This window comes from Chryseobacterium sp. T16E-39, assembly GCF_002216065.1.
In the GTDB taxonomy this organism is placed as follows: domain Bacteria; phylum Bacteroidota; class Bacteroidia; order Flavobacteriales; family Weeksellaceae; genus Chryseobacterium.
The window spans coordinates 3,395,736-3,410,963 of the sequence record NZ_CP022282.1; the positions used below are offsets into that span (position 1 = coordinate 3,395,736).

Here is a 15,228-nt window from a genome sequence, read left to right on the forward strand (position 1 = left end):
AGCAAATTTGAAGTTCCCTATAAATTAATCAAATAAGTTGATTGGGATAATGGATTTTTTATTTGGCAAAATGAAATGCAGGCTGCATATTTTCAGTTTCAGTCAATGGACTTTTATAAGGTGTTGAGAGAATAGGACAGTTGTGGTTTTCGATTTTTTTGAAATATACCGTAATACTATGCCAGCCATTTTTAAAATCATAATAAACAGGAAATGCATTGACTTCACAAATTTGTTTTACAATAGATAGCCCAAGTCCTATGCTTTCTGTGGATTGATTGCTTTTCTTGAATCTTTTAAATAATTCCTGAGTAGGAATATCCGGAGGTAAACCTGTATTGCTAATCTGAAAGGATTGATGGGTAAGTGAGATTTCTATATTCCCATTTTTTACATTATGTCGAATGGCATTGGATAAAAGATTGCTTAGGAGAATTTCTGCCAAAGCCGGATGGATTTTTATAAATACATCTTTTTCACACTGTCTGTTAAGAGTGATGTTCTTTAGTGCAATATGATCAGAATATGCAGATATTGCTTCTTTTTCGACTCTGCAGAATTTTAGTTTCTCATCGGTTAAAAATTCCTGATTATTAAGTTTGGTCAGTAGAACCAATGAACGGTTGATTCGGCTAAGCTTATCTATGGAATTTTGAATGTCTGTAAGTAAAGCAGCTTGTTTTCCATTAATTTCTGTTTCAGCTAAAAGTTCAATCTTACTTTGTATAACAGCTAAAGGTGTTTGTACCTCATGAGAAGCATTTTCGCTGAATTCTTTAACAGAAGTATAGTCTTCAATCGCTTTGTCTGTCATTAACCGAAGAAACTCGTTGAGCTTTTTAAACTCATTAGTACTTGTGGGAAGTAATTGGAGTGGTTCCCGTTTTTGAATGTTAAATTGATGAATAGTATCGATGGCATGATGAAAAGGCTTTAATATGTATCGCGATAATATTCTGGCAGTAACGAAAACAATAAAAGTAATGAGTAATACTTTTAGAATTAAGGCACTTAGCATGCCTTTCATAATTTGTTCTGTAGAGGTTATATAGCTGTACGAAGAAATTTTATAGGTTTTGTTGGCTGCTGTTACAAAGGAATTGATCTGTATTTTGCATTCGTTACGCGAAGCTCCACTGTTATCGAGGCATGTGTGGATGATTTCCGGATTTGTGGGAATGATCCCACTTCCTGCATAGGGTTTGATGGATATGGGTAAACCCTGGGATGTTTTCTCAGGAGTTTCGCCTCTTTTTAATTGGTTTGCCACATAATTATTTACGGATCTCAGGCGCTCTATTTCAACATTATCCAATCTTTTTTTAATGTTAGTATAAGATATATACATACTGAGAGGGGTGACCAATAGCACAATTGTAATAAACCAAATGGATATTTTATTTAATAAATTCATCAGCTGATGTATTTTAATGCATTAAACTTATAGCCCAAACCATAAATAGTTTCTACATAATCATTGCCCTGTGCAGTCGCTATTTTTTTTCTGAGGTTCTTAACGTGTTGATAAACAAAATCAAAATTAGCTAAATTATCTGTATAATCTCCCCAAAGATGATTCGCTATTGACTGTTTGGATAAAACGCGGTTTTTATTAACTAAAAAATAAAGTAATAATTCAAATTCCTTTTGAGTAACTTCTAATCTTGTCTCATGAATGAAAACTTCAAGGGTATCGGTGTTTAGTATGATTTCGTTAAACCTTACATCATTGTACCCGTCCATTTTTTTTCTGCGGTAGACGGCTCTGAGTCTGGCGTGTAATTCCGGTAAGTGAAAAGGCTTGGTGATATAGTCGTCGGCTCCTTTTTCAAGGCCTTTGATTTTATCGTCCAGAGCATCTTTAGCAGAGATAATTAATACACCACTATTGATCTTCTCGTTTTTTATATAATTTAACAGATTCAGCCCGTTTCCATCCGGAAGCATGATGTCCAGTAATAAGCAGTCGTAAGTATTAAAGCTCAGGCGTTCCAAAGCTTCATTATAATTAAAGGCGCATTCGCAGATGTAATGTTCTTCTTCGAGATAATAAGACATGCTTTGAGCGAGTTCTTTATTATCTTCAATGATCAGGATTTTCATAAGGAAGCAAAGTTAAATCTAAATTTTATATCAATCTTGAAGTTGGGTAAAATATTGGTTTTGAGAATGAAATTAATTGATATTTAAATAAAAAACTCCCCGAATAAATCGAGGAGTTTCACTAATATGGACTATACAAATGTTACTTTGTAAATAACATTTCTCTGTATTTTGTCATTGGCCAAAGCTCATCATCCACCATCATTTCAAGGTTGTCAGAAGCTTCTCTGATTCCTTCAAACAATGGGATCACTTTGTTACAGTAATCTTCAGCTTGCTTTTGGCTGTTAGAAACTGCTTTTGCTGCTTCTCTTGCTTTGATAAGAGCCTCAACTCCCAATTTAATTATAGAAACATTTTCAGAAATGTGGGTAATCAAACTCATTTGCTCTTTCGCTAATGTTTTGAATTCTTTGTCTCCAAAAATCTCTTTAAGACCTTTTACGTTCTCAATTAATCTGTTTTGATATTTTAAAGCAGAAGGAATGATGTGATTTCTTGCGATATCACTTAAAACTCTCGCTTCAATATCAATAACTGTAGAATATTTTTCAAGTTTGATCTCGTTTCTTGCTTCTACTTCTCTGTGAGTAAATACTCCTATTTCTTCATATAACGCAAGGAATTTTTTATCCATTTCCTGTTTAAGAGCTTCAGGAGTAGTCTTCAAATTGTTCAGACCTCTCTTTTTAGCTTCTTTTGCCCAGTCATCAGAATATCCATCCCCTTCAAACATGATGTTTTTACACTGCTTGATGTATTCTCTTAAAACATTGAAGATCGCTTCGTCTTTCTTCAATCCTGTTTCGATCAATGCATCAACTTCTTTTTTGAAATCATTCAATTGTTTTGCCGCAATCGTGTTCATTACAGTCATAGATTCTGCGCAGTTTGCAGAAGATCCTACCGCTCTGATCTCAAATTTATTTCCTGTAAATGCAAATGGAGATGTTCTGTTTCTATCCGTGTTATCTAATAAGATTTCAGGGATTTTTCCAACTACATTTAATTTTAATTCTGTTTTTTCTTCAGGAGATAGTTTCCCGTTGGTTACTTTCTCTAATTCTTCTAAAACTCTAAACAACTGACTTCCGATAAATACAGAAATAATTGCTGGTGGAGCTTCATTAGCACCTAGTCTGTGATCATTACTCGCTGATGCAATACTAGCTCTTAAAAGGTCAGCATATTCGTGAACTGCTTTAATCGTGTTAACGAAGAATGTTAAGAACTGTAAGTTTTTCTTAGGGTTCTTCCCTGGACTCAACAAGTTTTCTCCTGTGTCTGTAGCCAATGACCAGTTATTGTGTTTTCCGCTTCCGTTTACACCAGCGAATGGCTTCTCATGGAATAAAATATGGAAGTGGTGCTTGTGGGCAACTCTTGCCATGATATCCATCAATAAAGAGTTGTGGTCTACTGCAACGTTTACTTCTTCAAACATTGGAGCCAGCTCAAACTGGTTTGGAGCTACCTCGTTGTGTCTTGTCGTTACTGGAATTCCCAATTTCATACATTCTATTTCCAACTCTTTCATGAAGTTCATTACTCTTGTCGGGATAGATCCGAAATAGTGATCATCCAGCTGTTGTCCTTTTGCAGGTGAGTGACCCAATAAAGTTTTACCTGTCAATACCAAATCAGGACGTGACTGATATAATGCTGAATCTACTAAGAAATATTCTTGCTCCCATCCTAAGGTAGGAGTTACTTTTGTTACGTTTTTGTCAAAATACTGCATTACGTTTGTTGCAGCTTCATCCACAGCATTTAGAGCTCTAAGAAGTGGAGCTTTATAATCTAAAGTTTCTCCTGTATAAGAAATAAAGATCGAAGGAATACAAAGTGTAGTTCCCATAATGAAAGCTGGAGACGTAGGATCCCAAGCTGTATAACCTCTCGCCTCAAATGTGTTTCTGATTCCTCCATTCGGGAAAGAAGATGCATCCGGCTCTTGCTGAATAAGTAAATTTCCACTAAATCTTTCAATAGCTCTTCCGCCTTCAATTGGTGTGAAGAAAGAGTCGTGCTTTTCAGCAGTTGTACCTGTTAAAGGCTGAAACCAGTGTGTGTAGTGTGTTGCCCCTTTGCTCATTGCCCAGTCTTTCATAGCTACTGCTACCTGATCTGCAATGTGTCTCTGGATTTTAGTTCCTTTCTTGATAGCATCCATAATAGAGTTGAATGCTTCTTTCGTTAAATATTCTCTCATTGTTTCCTCAGAGAAAACATTTAGACAGAATAGCTCAGACAATTTTGCAGGAACTTCAATAGAATTATCTTTTCTAAAGTCCTTGAATGGTAATGTTTCTAACGCTTTGAATCTTAAAGTTGACATAATAGGGTTAATTTTTACAGGGCAAATTTACAAAAAAAATAGATTCAAAATACTTTGGCCCTAAAAATTTTAGGGGTGTTGGTTGAAATTTATAATTTTTAATCGGAAATTTATTTTTTTTAGATGGGAATGCCCCAAAAGAGACCGAAGTTTAGAATCCAGGGCGACGAAAAGATTATGCATTCGAAATTTACAAAAAATATCCATATTTTAAACTCCTTATTAAAAGATAGTTAAAATAAGTTGGAGGGAGATTTTGTATATTTGTGTGAAATTTATTTTATGACAAATTCTAGAGCAAGAGAGACAACAGAGGCTATTGAAAGATTATACATCTCTATGAGACATTTATTTTATAGAGGATTTTTCAAGCCGGGTGGTGTTTCAGGAGAAAGTATCAGAAGTTTGTTAAAAACAATCAATCCCGAGATTTATGGTACCATGAATGTTCCCAATAAGCTGGAACTTGATGGTTTGATGTATGTTTTAGACAGACTTCCTGAAGGAATAGAGGAATGTGCTTTTATTCATCTTACATCAGATGAGGGTTTTGATAAAGGAAGTTTCGAACCTATTGTTCCTAAAAAGAGAAGAAGAAACTGTTATAGAATTGATGAACACCAGATGAATATTGAAGTTCTTTTGGGACGTTCAGAGATCTATGATATTCTTACTCACTTAACATTCTTATTTATAGAAGCGGACAAGATCCGTAATCTGGCTTTCATTCAGGATGAAAACTGGAAACCAACACGTGCCTTTAAAATTATCGAAGAGGTAGTAAAAGGAGAAAAGAAATTCAGCAGAAAAGAAAAAGAGGTAGCGATTATTCATCTTTCTTCTTTAATAGGAAGAACGTTTGAAGAAACATTAAGGGCTTACAATACTTTTGGTGATGATGAAAATCCTGACCGTCTATTCAAGATCATTTACAACTTAGGAAAAGTAAGTCTCGAAGACGCTAAACAAAGCAGGGAAAGAGAAATTCATTTCAGTGCTATATTAAAGGAAAGAGTAGGGCACCATTATTTTGGTGAAAAATGGGCCAATACAGTAAAAGAAGTTTTATTTGAAAATAATCTTCATATGCGTCCATTGCATATCATCTCAGCGAACATGCACTCTGTAAAAAATATGCTGTACGCTAATGATGCATTAAAGAAAAAAGACCACAAAGAAGTAGACTATAAATTATATGGTGATATTTCGGATAAAAAAGACCTTCGCGATAAAGTTTCAAAATATGCTGCTGATCAGGGGCTGATCTATATCGATGATAAAAGTGGAAGTAATATCGATGTTCAGATCATTGATTTAAGCAAGACTGATTTGAAAAATACACCTTTCGGACATATTAAATATTCCGGAGATGATGTGATCATGGTTTTTGATTATGCTTTCGGGGAGCAGGCGTATGAGGTAATGGATGAGCTTTTAAGACCCTTTGAACATAAAGGTGAGGTCTATATGATGAAAGTAAAATCTGTTTCCATCATGGGTAAGGCAGGGATTCTTAGTGGAGGGAAAGGAGATATTATGATTCCTACATCCCACATTTTTGAGGGTACTGCAGATAATTATCCGTTTGAAAATGCTTTAAAATTAGAGGATTTTCAGGATGATGAACTGAAAACTTTTGAAGGGACAATGATTACTGTTTTAGGAACATCACTTCAAAACAGAGATATTTTATCCTATTTTATGAATACTTCATGGAAGGCAATAGGTCTTGAAATGGAAGGTGCACACTATCAAAAAGCAATTCAGGTAGCTTCTAAAATAAGACACCACATTGCACCGGATTTATTCGTGTGTTATGCTTACTACGCTTCGGATAACCCACTAGAAACAGGAAGTACCCTTTCTTCAGGAGGATTAGGTCTTACAGGGGTAAAACCAACCTACCTCATCACTTTAAAGATTCTTGAGAAGATTTTGCAAAGTGGAAAGAAAGAAGTTTCCGCGAAAAAATAATATTATTTAAAATTAGATATAAAGCCTTAAGTGTAAAACTTGAGGCTTTTTTTTACCCAGAATAACATAAATTTTTCAGAAATAACACAAACATATTTGTGTTTGAAATTGTGCAGGCATTTGTGTCATTTGTGGTTTAGAGTTTTTTTACACGGATAACACGAATTTTTTTTTCACCAATACCACGAGCATATTTGTGTTTGAAATTGTGTAAAGACCTGTGTCATTTGTGGTTTAAAAGAATCCGCAAAATCAGCAAGAGCGAAAATCTCAAATTAATTATCTTTAGAAAAATAAAATTAAAAGCATGAGTACAACCTTACAATTATCAAAAAGATTCAGGGAAGTTCTGCTTGATGGGACCTGGATTGCTAATACCAATTTTAAAGATCAGCTTTCTAAAGTAAGCTGGGAGCAGGCCATTCGAAAAGTAGATTCTCTCAATACGATTGCAATGCTTACTTTTCATATTCATTATTATATTGCCGGGATTGTGAATGTATTTGAAGGGGGTGATCTTGAAATAAAAGACAAATACAGCTTTGATCTTCCTCCGATTGAATCACAAAAGGACTGGGAGGATTTGCTAAACAGGCTGTGGGTGGATTCGGAAAAGTTTGCCACATTACTTGAACAGATGGCAGATGCTAAAATGGATGAGGTATTTGTAGATGAAAAATATGGAACATATCGCCGGAATATTGATGGGATGATTGAACATAGTTATTATCATTTGGGACAAGTTGCCTTAATTAAAAAATTGATTTTGTTTAAATACGAATAACACGAATATTGCTATTCAATATAAACTACTAATTCCGCTGCTTTTTTTAAATCAACATTTTGTAATTCTGGGTTAAAATTTAACTCGTCAATAATCATCATATCACCAGATTTCATATTGTAAATCTTTTCCTTAACAGATTTATTAAACTCATCCCCATAATTAACTGTAGGTTTCTCATTATTAATTTGATAGCGAAATTTCCCCACCTTCCCTAATTTCATAACAAACTGAGGAATAAAATATTCTATTTTAGAAGTAGCAAGTTCCTCCTGAGATAAAGTGATTTTTCCGGTTTTGTTTTTGATGCTTGCGAAAGGTTTCTCAATATTTAGTATTCGGAATTCTCTTTTTTCAACCGTTTGCTTACCATTAATAAAACTAGTTATTGTGATTTCCAATGATGTGCCAGTAGCTGGAGTAATGTAGTATTTATTCTCTTCCTCTTTATAAACTCCTGGTCCATTTACTTTAATACTGTCCGATTTGGGAGTATAAATGGTTAAATAATTTCTAATACCCCTATATAAAATATTGAGCTTTTCATTTTCGATTATGGATTTGTTGCCAGAATCATTTGAAGATGAAATGTGCTTTTTTGGTGTGCAATAAATGCAAACGCAGAAAATGGCAGTATAAAAAATAAATTTTTTCAATAGAATAATAGATTATTTTCACTCAAAGATATAAATTCCTGCAATGAATCCCATTTGAGCTTTTTCAAAATTTACCTACCTTTAAAAAAAATAAATTTTAAATGAAAAAGTCGATTGCAATCATTTTTGCGTTTATCATTTCACAATTTCATGCGCAGCAGAATCCTTATTATCAACAGGCTGCGAAGTACAAGATGGATATTGATGTTAATGCAGAAAAATTTACTTACCAGGGAAACCAAACATTACAGTACACCAATAACTCGCCAGATGAGCTGAATGTGGTGTATTTTCATTTGTATTGGAATGCTTTTAAACCCAACTCAATGATGGATCAAAGGGTAGCAAGCCAGGGTAAAAATGGTGATTCAAGATTGCAAAAGGACGGAATTTCAAGATTGGCTTCAATTCCTAAAGATCAGGAAGGAGCACAAAATATACACTGGATCAGGCAGAATGGAAAAGATCTGAAGTTTGAGATTCAGGAAACGATTATGAAGGTTTATTTAAATGAGCCGATTAAACCGAATTCAACAACATCCTTTACCATGGAATGGGATGCGGTAATTCCACAGCAAATACGAAGAAGTGGAAGAAATAACAAGGAAGGAGTGGATATGACCATGACTCAATGGTATCCGAAAATTTCTGAATATGATTACGACGGATGGGCAACTTTCGATTATATAGGAAGAGAATTTCACGCGCCGTTCTCAGACTTTGATGTTACCCTTAAAATAGATAAAGATTATGTAGTGGGTGCCGGAGGGATTCTGGAAAATCCGAACGAAGTTAAAGGTTATGTAGCTAATGCTGGTATTAAGGCTGATAAAAATAAAAAGGCTATCTGGAAATGGACGGCTAAAAATATTCTTGATTTTGCATGGAGTGCAGACAGAGATTATGTGGTGAAAGGATTCGATGTTCCTGATGGACCAAAAGTATATCTTGTTTATCAAAAAAATGATAAAACGAAAGTTTGGGAAGAGGCTCAGCCTTATGTAACCAAGTATTTCCAGATTATGAATTCTCATTTTGGAAAATATGCTTATCCTACCTACGCTTTTATCCAAGGTGGCGATGGCGGAATGGAGTATGGAATGTGTACGATGATTTTGGGAGAGTCAAAAGACATGGAAGACCTGATGGGGCTGATGGCTCATGAAGGATCACATTCATGGTATCAGCAAATGCTGGCTACCAATGAATCTGTACGCCCCTGGATGGATGAAGGATTTACCAGTTATGCAGAAGGTTACGTAATGAACCAGTTATTCCCACCTAAGGATAAACTTCCTAATCCTTTTGTTGATAGACTTGATGCGTATAGGAGTTTTGTGAAAAAAGGAATAGAAGAACCTGCGGTATGGTTAGGAGATCATCACGATAATGGGACATCTTACACCTATGCTTCTTATATAAAAGGGGAATTGTTTCTGGTAGAATTAGGATATATCGTTGGAGAGGAAAATCTATCGGAAATTCTGAAGCAGTATTTTAATACCTGGAATTTAAAACATCCAACAGATAGAGATTTTCTGCATATCGCACAAAAGGTTTCCGGAATGGATCTGAAATGGTTTCATCACTATTGGATCAATACGACAAAAACAATCGATTACGGAATCAAGGATGTGAAATATGACGCCAAGTCTACTACGATTACTTTAATCAATAACGGACAGGTTCCGATGCCTATTGATTTCAGTGTGTTGACTAAAGATAAAAAGATCATCACTTATCAGATTCCTACCAATCTTACCCATACATGGAAACAAAAAGACGTATATGGAGATTTCAAAACAATGAATTATTGGCCCTGGACACAAAAAGAATATACTTTGACGATTCCATACACTCAATCACAATTGCAGGTTTTGGGAATTGACTTTAGCCAGAGGTTAGCTGATGTGAATATAGAAAATAACTTTGTTGAAGTTAAATAAAAAAAAGGGAGTATTGAAAAATACTCCCTTTTTTTTATAAACCTCCGTGAGGAGCGCACGCAACAGGAATGAGGCAGTTGGGAGTGTTACAAGGATTAGCCGGGCATCTGGTGCCTGGGCATATTGCTGGAACACTGCTTCCAGGTACAGGACAGTTTACATTTCCTCCTAGTACTGATCTTAATCCGGCTCTTGACATTTTCTTGAAATTTTTCATAATATTGTTTAGATTAGTTTGATATCTCAAATCTAGTCTAAAAGGGATCTTGTATAACAGGACCAATTGATAAGCGTTTTGATAATCTTCATAAGTGTCGCTTAATTACTGTTATCCGTGATTATAGATATAAAAATTAAACCGAATAATCTGCCTTATCCATTTTTAATGATTAGAACAGAAAGCAAAATAAGGGGGAAGAATTGAAAATTCTTCCCCCTTATTTTTTTTAAATGCCTGCTTATCCTATCTCAGGAGTCCCACAATCTTCTGAAGATCTTATACAGAATGGTCTTGCCTTACAAGGGTCTGGTGGGCATACTGTTCCGGGACATAGGGCTGGAGTTCCACTTGGCATGGGGCAGGATACATATGTTCCGCCGTTGATAGATCTTAAGCCGTTTCTTGAAAGTTTTTTCAAATTTTTCATAGTATATATTTGTAAATTAGGTTAGTGGTCTTAAATATAATAAATTTTAAAGGAGAGATAAATGATGAATAGATAGCTGTATTGTATTTTTTAATAAGTGTAGCCATGGCACTGTTAAATGAGAAGCACCCCGGAATCTACTTTCAAAAAATTAATATCATGTTTCATTCAGCTTTTTGATCATAAAGCTTTATTTTTACAATTATTTTCAACCCATTTAGTTTAAAAAAATAAATGAATTCTATCGTTATAAATGTAGGAAACAGTAATATCCGATTTGGTCTTTTTGATGATGATAATTGTGATATTTCATGGGTAATCAATACCAAACCTTACAGGACGGCTGATGAACTTTATGTTCAGATGCTGATGTTGTACCAAACGTATAAAATTGATCCAAAAGATATTGGTAAAGTAATTATTGGTTCCGTAGTTCCGCAGCTTACCAAAGTAGTAAGCTCTGCCATAAAAAAGATACATGCTGTAGCTCCTGTTATTGTTGATAGAAGTACCCCATCAGGAGTTCAGGCGAAGTCTAAACAGATGGGAACGGATATTTATGCTAATCTTGTAGCAGCACATGTAATGTATCCCGATCGGAAAAAAATTATTATAGATTTTGGAACAGCGCTTACTGCCAGCTGTGTAACAGAGACAGGTGAAACTCTGGGGGTAATTATTGCACCGGGGATTGTAACTTCACTAAATTCTCTGATCAGCCAAACCGCTCAGCTCCCTGAAATCGAATTGAAAAAACCAAAATCAGTTTTGGGTCTTGATACAGTAACATGCATGCAGAGTGGGATGGTATATGGGTTTTTAGGAATGGTGGAAGGATTTATAGACCGTATTAATGAGGAGGTGAATGATGACTGTTTTGTGATTGCAACAGGAGGTGTTTCTCATGTGTATAAACCTCTAACCACCAAAATACATATTACAGACAGGCTCCATACTTTGAAAGGACTGTATTTTTTAGGCAAAGATAAATAATCATGAAAAAATTTCCGGTTATACAAACAGAAAGACTTATTCTTTCCCAACTGGAAGAGAATGATATTCCTGATGTGGTTGAGTATCTTCAGGATCAAGTTTTTTCTGAGCTCACGACTAATATTCCTTATCCTTACACCGAAAAAGATGCTGAATTTTGGCTGAGAATTTCACAGGAAGCTTTTGAGAATCAATCAGGATATACTTTTGCTATCCGTGATAAAGAACATCAGATTATTGGGGCTATCGGGATTCATGACAGAGGTGACGATAAAGCTGAATTAGGGTATTGGCTTGCTGTGCCCTTCTGGAATAAAGGCTATGTAACAGAAGCTGCTTCTGCTGTTGTGGAATTTGGATTTAAAGAATTAGGATATAACAAAATATTTGCGACTCACTTTTTTCATAACCCATCCTCAGGCAGGATCATGCAAAAAATCGGAATGGAGCAGGAGGCTGTATTAAAGCAGCATCTCAAGAAAGATGGGAAATACTTTGATATTCCGATGTACTCTATTTTTAAAAAAAAGTAACTTTTTTTTCTTTATATTAGGAATGACTTTCTTTTTTGAATCTCATAAACTAATTTCATGAAAAAAATAACGAACTGTCTTTTCTTACTATTTACTTTAGTTTTCAATGCACAAACAAAAGTTGCCGGGACTTATCATGTCAATTCAGGGAACCCTGATGATGGCGGATACAACTGGATGCTTTTGGAGAATCATAATTTTGCCATGGTTACTTTCGGACAGATCATTGCCGGGACGTGGAGTATAGATAAGGATAATCTGATTTCTTTTGTGCCCTCAACCCCAAAATATCCTTTTGATGTATATGGAAGATATGATGCTGGCCAGAAAGGAACCAAAATTATGTTTGATAACTTTGACAGGAGTTCCAAAACGTATATGGGAAGTACAGGGCGGGGGGTACAGCCTGTATTAAATGAGGATGCCAACTGTTTTTCCTATCCGATGGTTAAGGAGTTTAATAATGATTTTAATGATATTGTCTTGTCAGTCAGGTTGTTTGATCAGCTAAAAGATACTTTTTATGTTGCAGAAAATAAAAAATACAATAATTTTATTATTATGTATTATGCCTCTACGGCAAGGCAACGGCCATTTACCGCACGCTTGAAAGGAGACCGCCTATATTTCAGAAATGATGACACTCCATCCTCTCCCAGAAAAGATCTACAGCCGGAAGAATTAAAAGAAATGAGCAAATTTGTTGCTAATGGATTATCCGGTTTTTCCAAAGAATCTATTATAAGCAACAAGGCGTATAATATTGAGGCCTACGGACCTGGTGAAAGGTCGATAGAGGAAGACTTTGATGAAGAATCCTATCTTACATACAATTATAATTTTGATAGTTCAAAGGAGATTTATACCGCAAAATATCCGCGAGGGGCTTCGGAAGATGATGCATACCATGATCTGGATACAATGTATAAGTACAATCGGATTGAACTTAAACCTAATCAAAATTCATATAAAAAAGTAGAAAAGAGCATCTTTACCATTACCTGTAAGGAATAGTATTACCTTTTTGATCTAAAGAATTCCTTAACAATCGATGAGCATTCATTTTCCATGACTCCTGTTACTATTTCGGTTTTTGGATGAAGGCTGAGGTGTTTATTGATAAATCCTCTTTGCTCATCCCTTGCTCCAATGACTACTTTTGAGATTTGTGACCATGAAAGAGCTCCGGAGCACATTACACATGGTTCCAACGTAACATATAATGTACAATTGATCAGGTATTTGCCACCAAGAAAGTTGGCGGCAGAAGTAATAGCCTGCATTTCTGCGTGGGCGGTCACATCATTTAGGGTTTCTGTGAGATTATGAGCTCTTGCTATAACACGGTTGTTGGAAACCACCACGCAGCCTATGGGAACCTCATCTTTTTCAAGGGCTAATTCGGCTTCCTGGAAAGCCATCTTCATGAAATATTCGTCAGTAAACATTATATTATTCAATAGTCATAGTTAGTGGAAGCTTAAACCGATACCTTACAGGGTCTCCATTGATGATTGCAGGAGAAAATTTTTCTGAAAGAGAGTATAATGCGATTTGAGCCTGTCGGTTAAAGGTAAAATTATCTCCCTGTGCTTCTACATGGCTGATGCTTCCATCTTTTTCTACGATAAATGCAACAAGAGCTTTTACGGTTTTAAGTTCTGAATATACACCGTCTATATAAAAAGATGAGCGACCTCCTGTCGCAAAGCATTAATACCACCTGGATAATCAGCTGATTTATCTGTAATAGGAAATATTTCTGCAGCCTTTTCCGGGAAGTTTTTCTTATTTTCTAATTGTAATCTGCTGAGGTCTTCTGTATTCTTTACTTTTAACAAGGCTCCGATCAATGCTACATTTTCAATACTATCCATTTTTTTCATGAAAAAAGAAAATCCTCTTTAATGGAAGCTTTTTTGAAATTGCCTGTTTCTGCATCGAATTTTTTCTTAAACTCAGTGTTCAGCATATTCCTATGCTGGTTATAGTAAGATTTCACCATCTTAAATTCTTCCTTCTGCTGAGAAAAGAAAAAGGAGGAAATAAAGCAGCTTAAAAAAAGAAATAACAATTTCAATTTGGGGATATTTATGTAAAAATAGTCAAAAAAACTTAATTTAAATGAAACATATTCAATCCTCCAGATAGCTGTTTAAAGATTCCTTTAAATGATTGCGGATGTCATCAACTAAAGACTTAGGTTCTAATACCTTTACCTCTTTTCCATAAGAAAGGATTTCTTGCATAAAGTCATAGGTAGGGTGGAGGAAAAACTCAAAATATATATCTTCAGGAGTTTCTTTTGTTTCTTTTTGAGATTGGTGAAGCGGGAAGCTCTTTATGTATTCTCCCTGATGTCTCGTACATTTTATAGAGATTTTCTGAGGCTTTTGTTCTGCCAGATTCATGACTCCGAAAGCATTCTTAAAGTGCTCCCTGAAGTTATAATTGTATTTTTCCCGAAACTTGGTTTTGCTTACATCCAGATAATTGATCCGGTCCAATCCAAAAGATTTTAATACTTTATCATTGGTATCTATAGCAATTAGGTACCAGCGGTCTTTAGATTCTTTTAACGCCAAAGGATGTACTTTTCGCGAAGTCATCAATTTGTTTTTATAATTGTAGTGTTCAAATGAAACCACTCTTTTATTCCGAATGGCAAAAAATAAGTCGTAGAAATGATCTACTCCTGTAGGTTTTCGGGATTCGAAGAAAATGTAACCTGAAAAATCGGGATGTAAGTTTAAAGCATTACTTACCTGGAAAGATTCCAGAAGTTTTTGATTGTATTCATCCACTTCCATTGTCGGGCGGCTTTCGATATAATAACGGTTGTCGCCTTTCTTTTTATTATGAATAGAAAGGTTAAAAAGATCAGAAATCTCGCGAATATCTCTCTGCAGTGTACGAATAGAATAACTTTTAATATCCGCATCCTGAAATTCAAAAGAATTTAATAGATAGTCCTCCAGCTGGGAATAGGTAGCCGGAGCGCTTTCTAATTTTTTGATGATCAGAGCATATCGGGTAAGGTAAAAGTCTTTTTTCATGGGGTTATATTTCTGTAACAAATATAGAATCTTACTGCGACAAAACGTGTCGTGTTTTATTTTTGTGGATAAGTTTTATAATTGATTTAATTAATAAGTCCCAGCTATCCAATAATTGTGAATGGGTGTTCAAATACATTATGGAGTTAAAATTGATTAATTATCGGATAGCTATAGAACTTGATTACTAACATGTGT

At 35.1% G+C, this 15,228-nt stretch carries 15 protein-coding genes; 6 read left to right on the forward strand and 9 right to left on the reverse strand.

All coding sequences use genetic code 11. The features are described from left to right. Positions 1-58: 58 nt before the first annotated feature. The 3 genes from CEY12_RS15405 to CEY12_RS15415 form a co-directional block, all read right to left on the reverse strand. On the reverse strand, positions 59-1,414 hold the full coding sequence (locus CEY12_RS15405) for a sensor histidine kinase (RefSeq protein WP_089028531.1): 1,356 nt from the start codon (positions 1,412-1,414) through the stop codon (positions 59-61). Next, positions 1,414-2,103 carry a response regulator transcription factor gene (locus CEY12_RS15410; RefSeq protein ID WP_089028532.1) on the reverse strand — a complete coding sequence of 230 codons (690 nt, stop codon included), beginning with the start codon at positions 2,101-2,103 and terminating at the stop codon, positions 1,414-1,416. The genes CEY12_RS15405 and CEY12_RS15410 overlap by 1 nt, the downstream gene beginning before the upstream one ends. Positions 2,104-2,245: 142 nt before the next feature. Further along, positions 2,246-4,441 carry a glutamine synthetase III gene (locus CEY12_RS15415; RefSeq protein WP_089028533.1) on the reverse strand — a complete coding sequence of 732 codons (2,196 nt, stop codon included), beginning with the start codon at positions 4,439-4,441 and terminating at the stop codon, positions 2,246-2,248. Between the two features lie 282 nt (positions 4,442-4,723). On the opposite strand from CEY12_RS15415, the gene CEY12_RS15420 reads away from it, so the two are divergent. Together CEY12_RS15420 and CEY12_RS15425 are read left to right on the forward strand one after the other, a co-directional pair. Then, a complete protein-coding gene (locus tag CEY12_RS15420; protein WP_089028534.1) occupies positions 4,724-6,415 on the forward strand; it encodes a DUF6909 family protein in 1,692 nt (563 codons plus the stop codon). 307 nt (positions 6,416-6,722) lie between these two features. After that, entirely contained in the window at positions 6,723-7,199 is a 477-nt protein-coding gene (locus tag CEY12_RS15425) for a DinB family protein (RefSeq protein ID WP_089028535.1), read from the forward strand. Positions 7,200-7,210: 11 nt separating this feature from the next. Here CEY12_RS15425 and CEY12_RS15430 read toward each other — a convergent pair whose 3' ends face one another. Beyond that, positions 7,211-7,855 carry a GldM family protein gene (locus CEY12_RS15430; RefSeq protein ID WP_157676836.1) on the reverse strand — a complete coding sequence of 215 codons (645 nt, stop codon included), beginning with the start codon at positions 7,853-7,855 and terminating at the stop codon, positions 7,211-7,213. Positions 7,856-7,956: 101 nt separating this feature from the next. Here CEY12_RS15430 and CEY12_RS15435 point away from each other — a divergent pair, with 101 nt between their 5' ends. Then, positions 7,957-9,801 carry a M1 family metallopeptidase gene (locus CEY12_RS15435; RefSeq protein WP_089028537.1) on the forward strand — a complete coding sequence of 615 codons (1,845 nt, stop codon included), beginning with the start codon at positions 7,957-7,959 and terminating at the stop codon, positions 9,799-9,801. Positions 9,802-9,835: 34 nt separating this feature from the next. Here the strand turns inward: CEY12_RS15435 and CEY12_RS22325 are convergent, their stop codons facing one another. Together CEY12_RS22325 and CEY12_RS22880 are read right to left on the reverse strand one after the other, a co-directional pair. After that, positions 9,836-10,018, reverse strand: a complete 183-nt coding sequence (locus tag CEY12_RS22325; RefSeq protein WP_157676837.1) for a bacteriocin-like protein — start codon at positions 10,016-10,018, stop codon at positions 9,836-9,838. 241 nt (positions 10,019-10,259) lie between these two features. Then, a complete protein-coding gene (locus CEY12_RS22880) occupies positions 10,260-10,448 on the reverse strand; it encodes a bacteriocin-like protein (protein WP_410493854.1) in 189 nt (62 codons plus the stop codon). 234 nt (positions 10,449-10,682) lie between these two features. On the opposite strand from CEY12_RS22880, the gene CEY12_RS15445 reads away from it, so the two are divergent. Genes CEY12_RS15445 through CEY12_RS15455 form a run of 3 tightly spaced genes read left to right on the forward strand, consistent with a single transcriptional unit; the run spans position 10,683 to position 12,988 of the window. Next, positions 10,683-11,441 (forward strand): type III pantothenate kinase, encoded by a 759-nt coding sequence (locus tag CEY12_RS15445; protein WP_089028539.1) that lies wholly within the window; start codon positions 10,683-10,685, stop codon positions 11,439-11,441. 2 nt (positions 11,442-11,443) lie between these two features. Beyond that, positions 11,444-11,974 (forward strand): GNAT family N-acetyltransferase, encoded by a 531-nt coding sequence (locus tag CEY12_RS15450; RefSeq protein ID WP_089028540.1) that lies wholly within the window; start codon positions 11,444-11,446, stop codon positions 11,972-11,974. 57 nt (positions 11,975-12,031) lie between these two features. Then, complete coding sequence (locus CEY12_RS15455) at positions 12,032-12,988, forward strand: hypothetical protein (protein ID WP_089028541.1); 957 nt, start codon at positions 12,032-12,034, stop codon at positions 12,986-12,988. 2 nt (positions 12,989-12,990) lie between these two features. Here the strand turns inward: CEY12_RS15455 and CEY12_RS15460 are convergent, their stop codons facing one another. From CEY12_RS15460 to CEY12_RS15470, 3 genes are all read right to left on the reverse strand, one after another. Then, positions 12,991-13,422 (reverse strand): nucleoside deaminase, encoded by a 432-nt coding sequence (locus tag CEY12_RS15460; RefSeq protein WP_089028542.1) that lies wholly within the window; start codon positions 13,420-13,422, stop codon positions 12,991-12,993. 228 nt (positions 13,423-13,650) lie between these two features. Continuing rightward, complete coding sequence (locus tag CEY12_RS22650; RefSeq protein ID WP_228409708.1) at positions 13,651-13,851, reverse strand: hypothetical protein; 201 nt, start codon at positions 13,849-13,851, stop codon at positions 13,651-13,653. A gap of 258 nt (positions 13,852-14,109) precedes the next feature. Further along, entirely contained in the window at positions 14,110-15,030 is a 921-nt protein-coding gene (locus tag CEY12_RS15470) for a helix-turn-helix transcriptional regulator (protein ID WP_089028543.1), read from the reverse strand. Positions 15,031-15,228 lie beyond the last annotated feature (198 nt).

What these genes read in the sequence shown, in the direction of transcription:
- CEY12_RS15445 (WP_089028539.1), top strand. Translation starts at nt 10,683, where the DNA reads ATGAATTCTATCGTTATAAATGTAGGAAACAGTAATATCCGATTTGGT.
- CEY12_RS15450 (WP_089028540.1), top strand. Translation starts at nt 11,444, where the DNA reads ATGAAAAAATTTCCGGTTATACAAACAGAAAGACTTATTCTTTCCCAA.
- CEY12_RS15405 (WP_089028531.1), bottom strand. Translation starts at nt 1,414, where the DNA reads ATGAATTTATTAAATAAAATATCCATTTGGTTTATTACAATTGTGCTA.
- CEY12_RS15435 (WP_089028537.1), top strand. Translation starts at nt 7,957, where the DNA reads ATGAAAAAGTCGATTGCAATCATTTTTGCGTTTATCATTTCACAATTT.
- CEY12_RS15470 (WP_089028543.1), bottom strand. Translation starts at nt 15,030, where the DNA reads ATGAAAAAAGACTTTTACCTTACCCGATATGCTCTGATCATCAAAAAA.
- CEY12_RS15455 (WP_089028541.1), top strand. Translation starts at nt 12,032, where the DNA reads ATGAAAAAAATAACGAACTGTCTTTTCTTACTATTTACTTTAGTTTTC.
- CEY12_RS22650 (WP_228409708.1), bottom strand. Translation starts at nt 13,851, where the DNA reads ATGGATAGTATTGAAAATGTAGCATTGATCGGAGCCTTGTTAAAAGTA.
- CEY12_RS22325 (WP_157676837.1), bottom strand. Translation starts at nt 10,018, where the DNA reads ATGAAAAATTTCAAGAAAATGTCAAGAGCCGGATTAAGATCAGTACTA.
- CEY12_RS22880 (WP_410493854.1), bottom strand. Translation starts at nt 10,448, where the DNA reads ATGAAAAATTTGAAAAAACTTTCAAGAAACGGCTTAAGATCTATCAAC.
- CEY12_RS15420 (WP_089028534.1), top strand. Translation starts at nt 4,724, where the DNA reads ATGACAAATTCTAGAGCAAGAGAGACAACAGAGGCTATTGAAAGATTA.
- CEY12_RS15410 (WP_089028532.1), bottom strand. Translation starts at nt 2,103, where the DNA reads ATGAAAATCCTGATCATTGAAGATAATAAAGAACTCGCTCAAAGCATG.
- CEY12_RS15425 (WP_089028535.1), top strand. Translation starts at nt 6,723, where the DNA reads ATGAGTACAACCTTACAATTATCAAAAAGATTCAGGGAAGTTCTGCTT.
- CEY12_RS15460 (WP_089028542.1), bottom strand. Translation starts at nt 13,422, where the DNA reads ATGTTTACTGACGAATATTTCATGAAGATGGCTTTCCAGGAAGCCGAA.
- CEY12_RS15415 (WP_089028533.1), bottom strand. Translation starts at nt 4,441, where the DNA reads ATGTCAACTTTAAGATTCAAAGCGTTAGAAACATTACCATTCAAGGAC.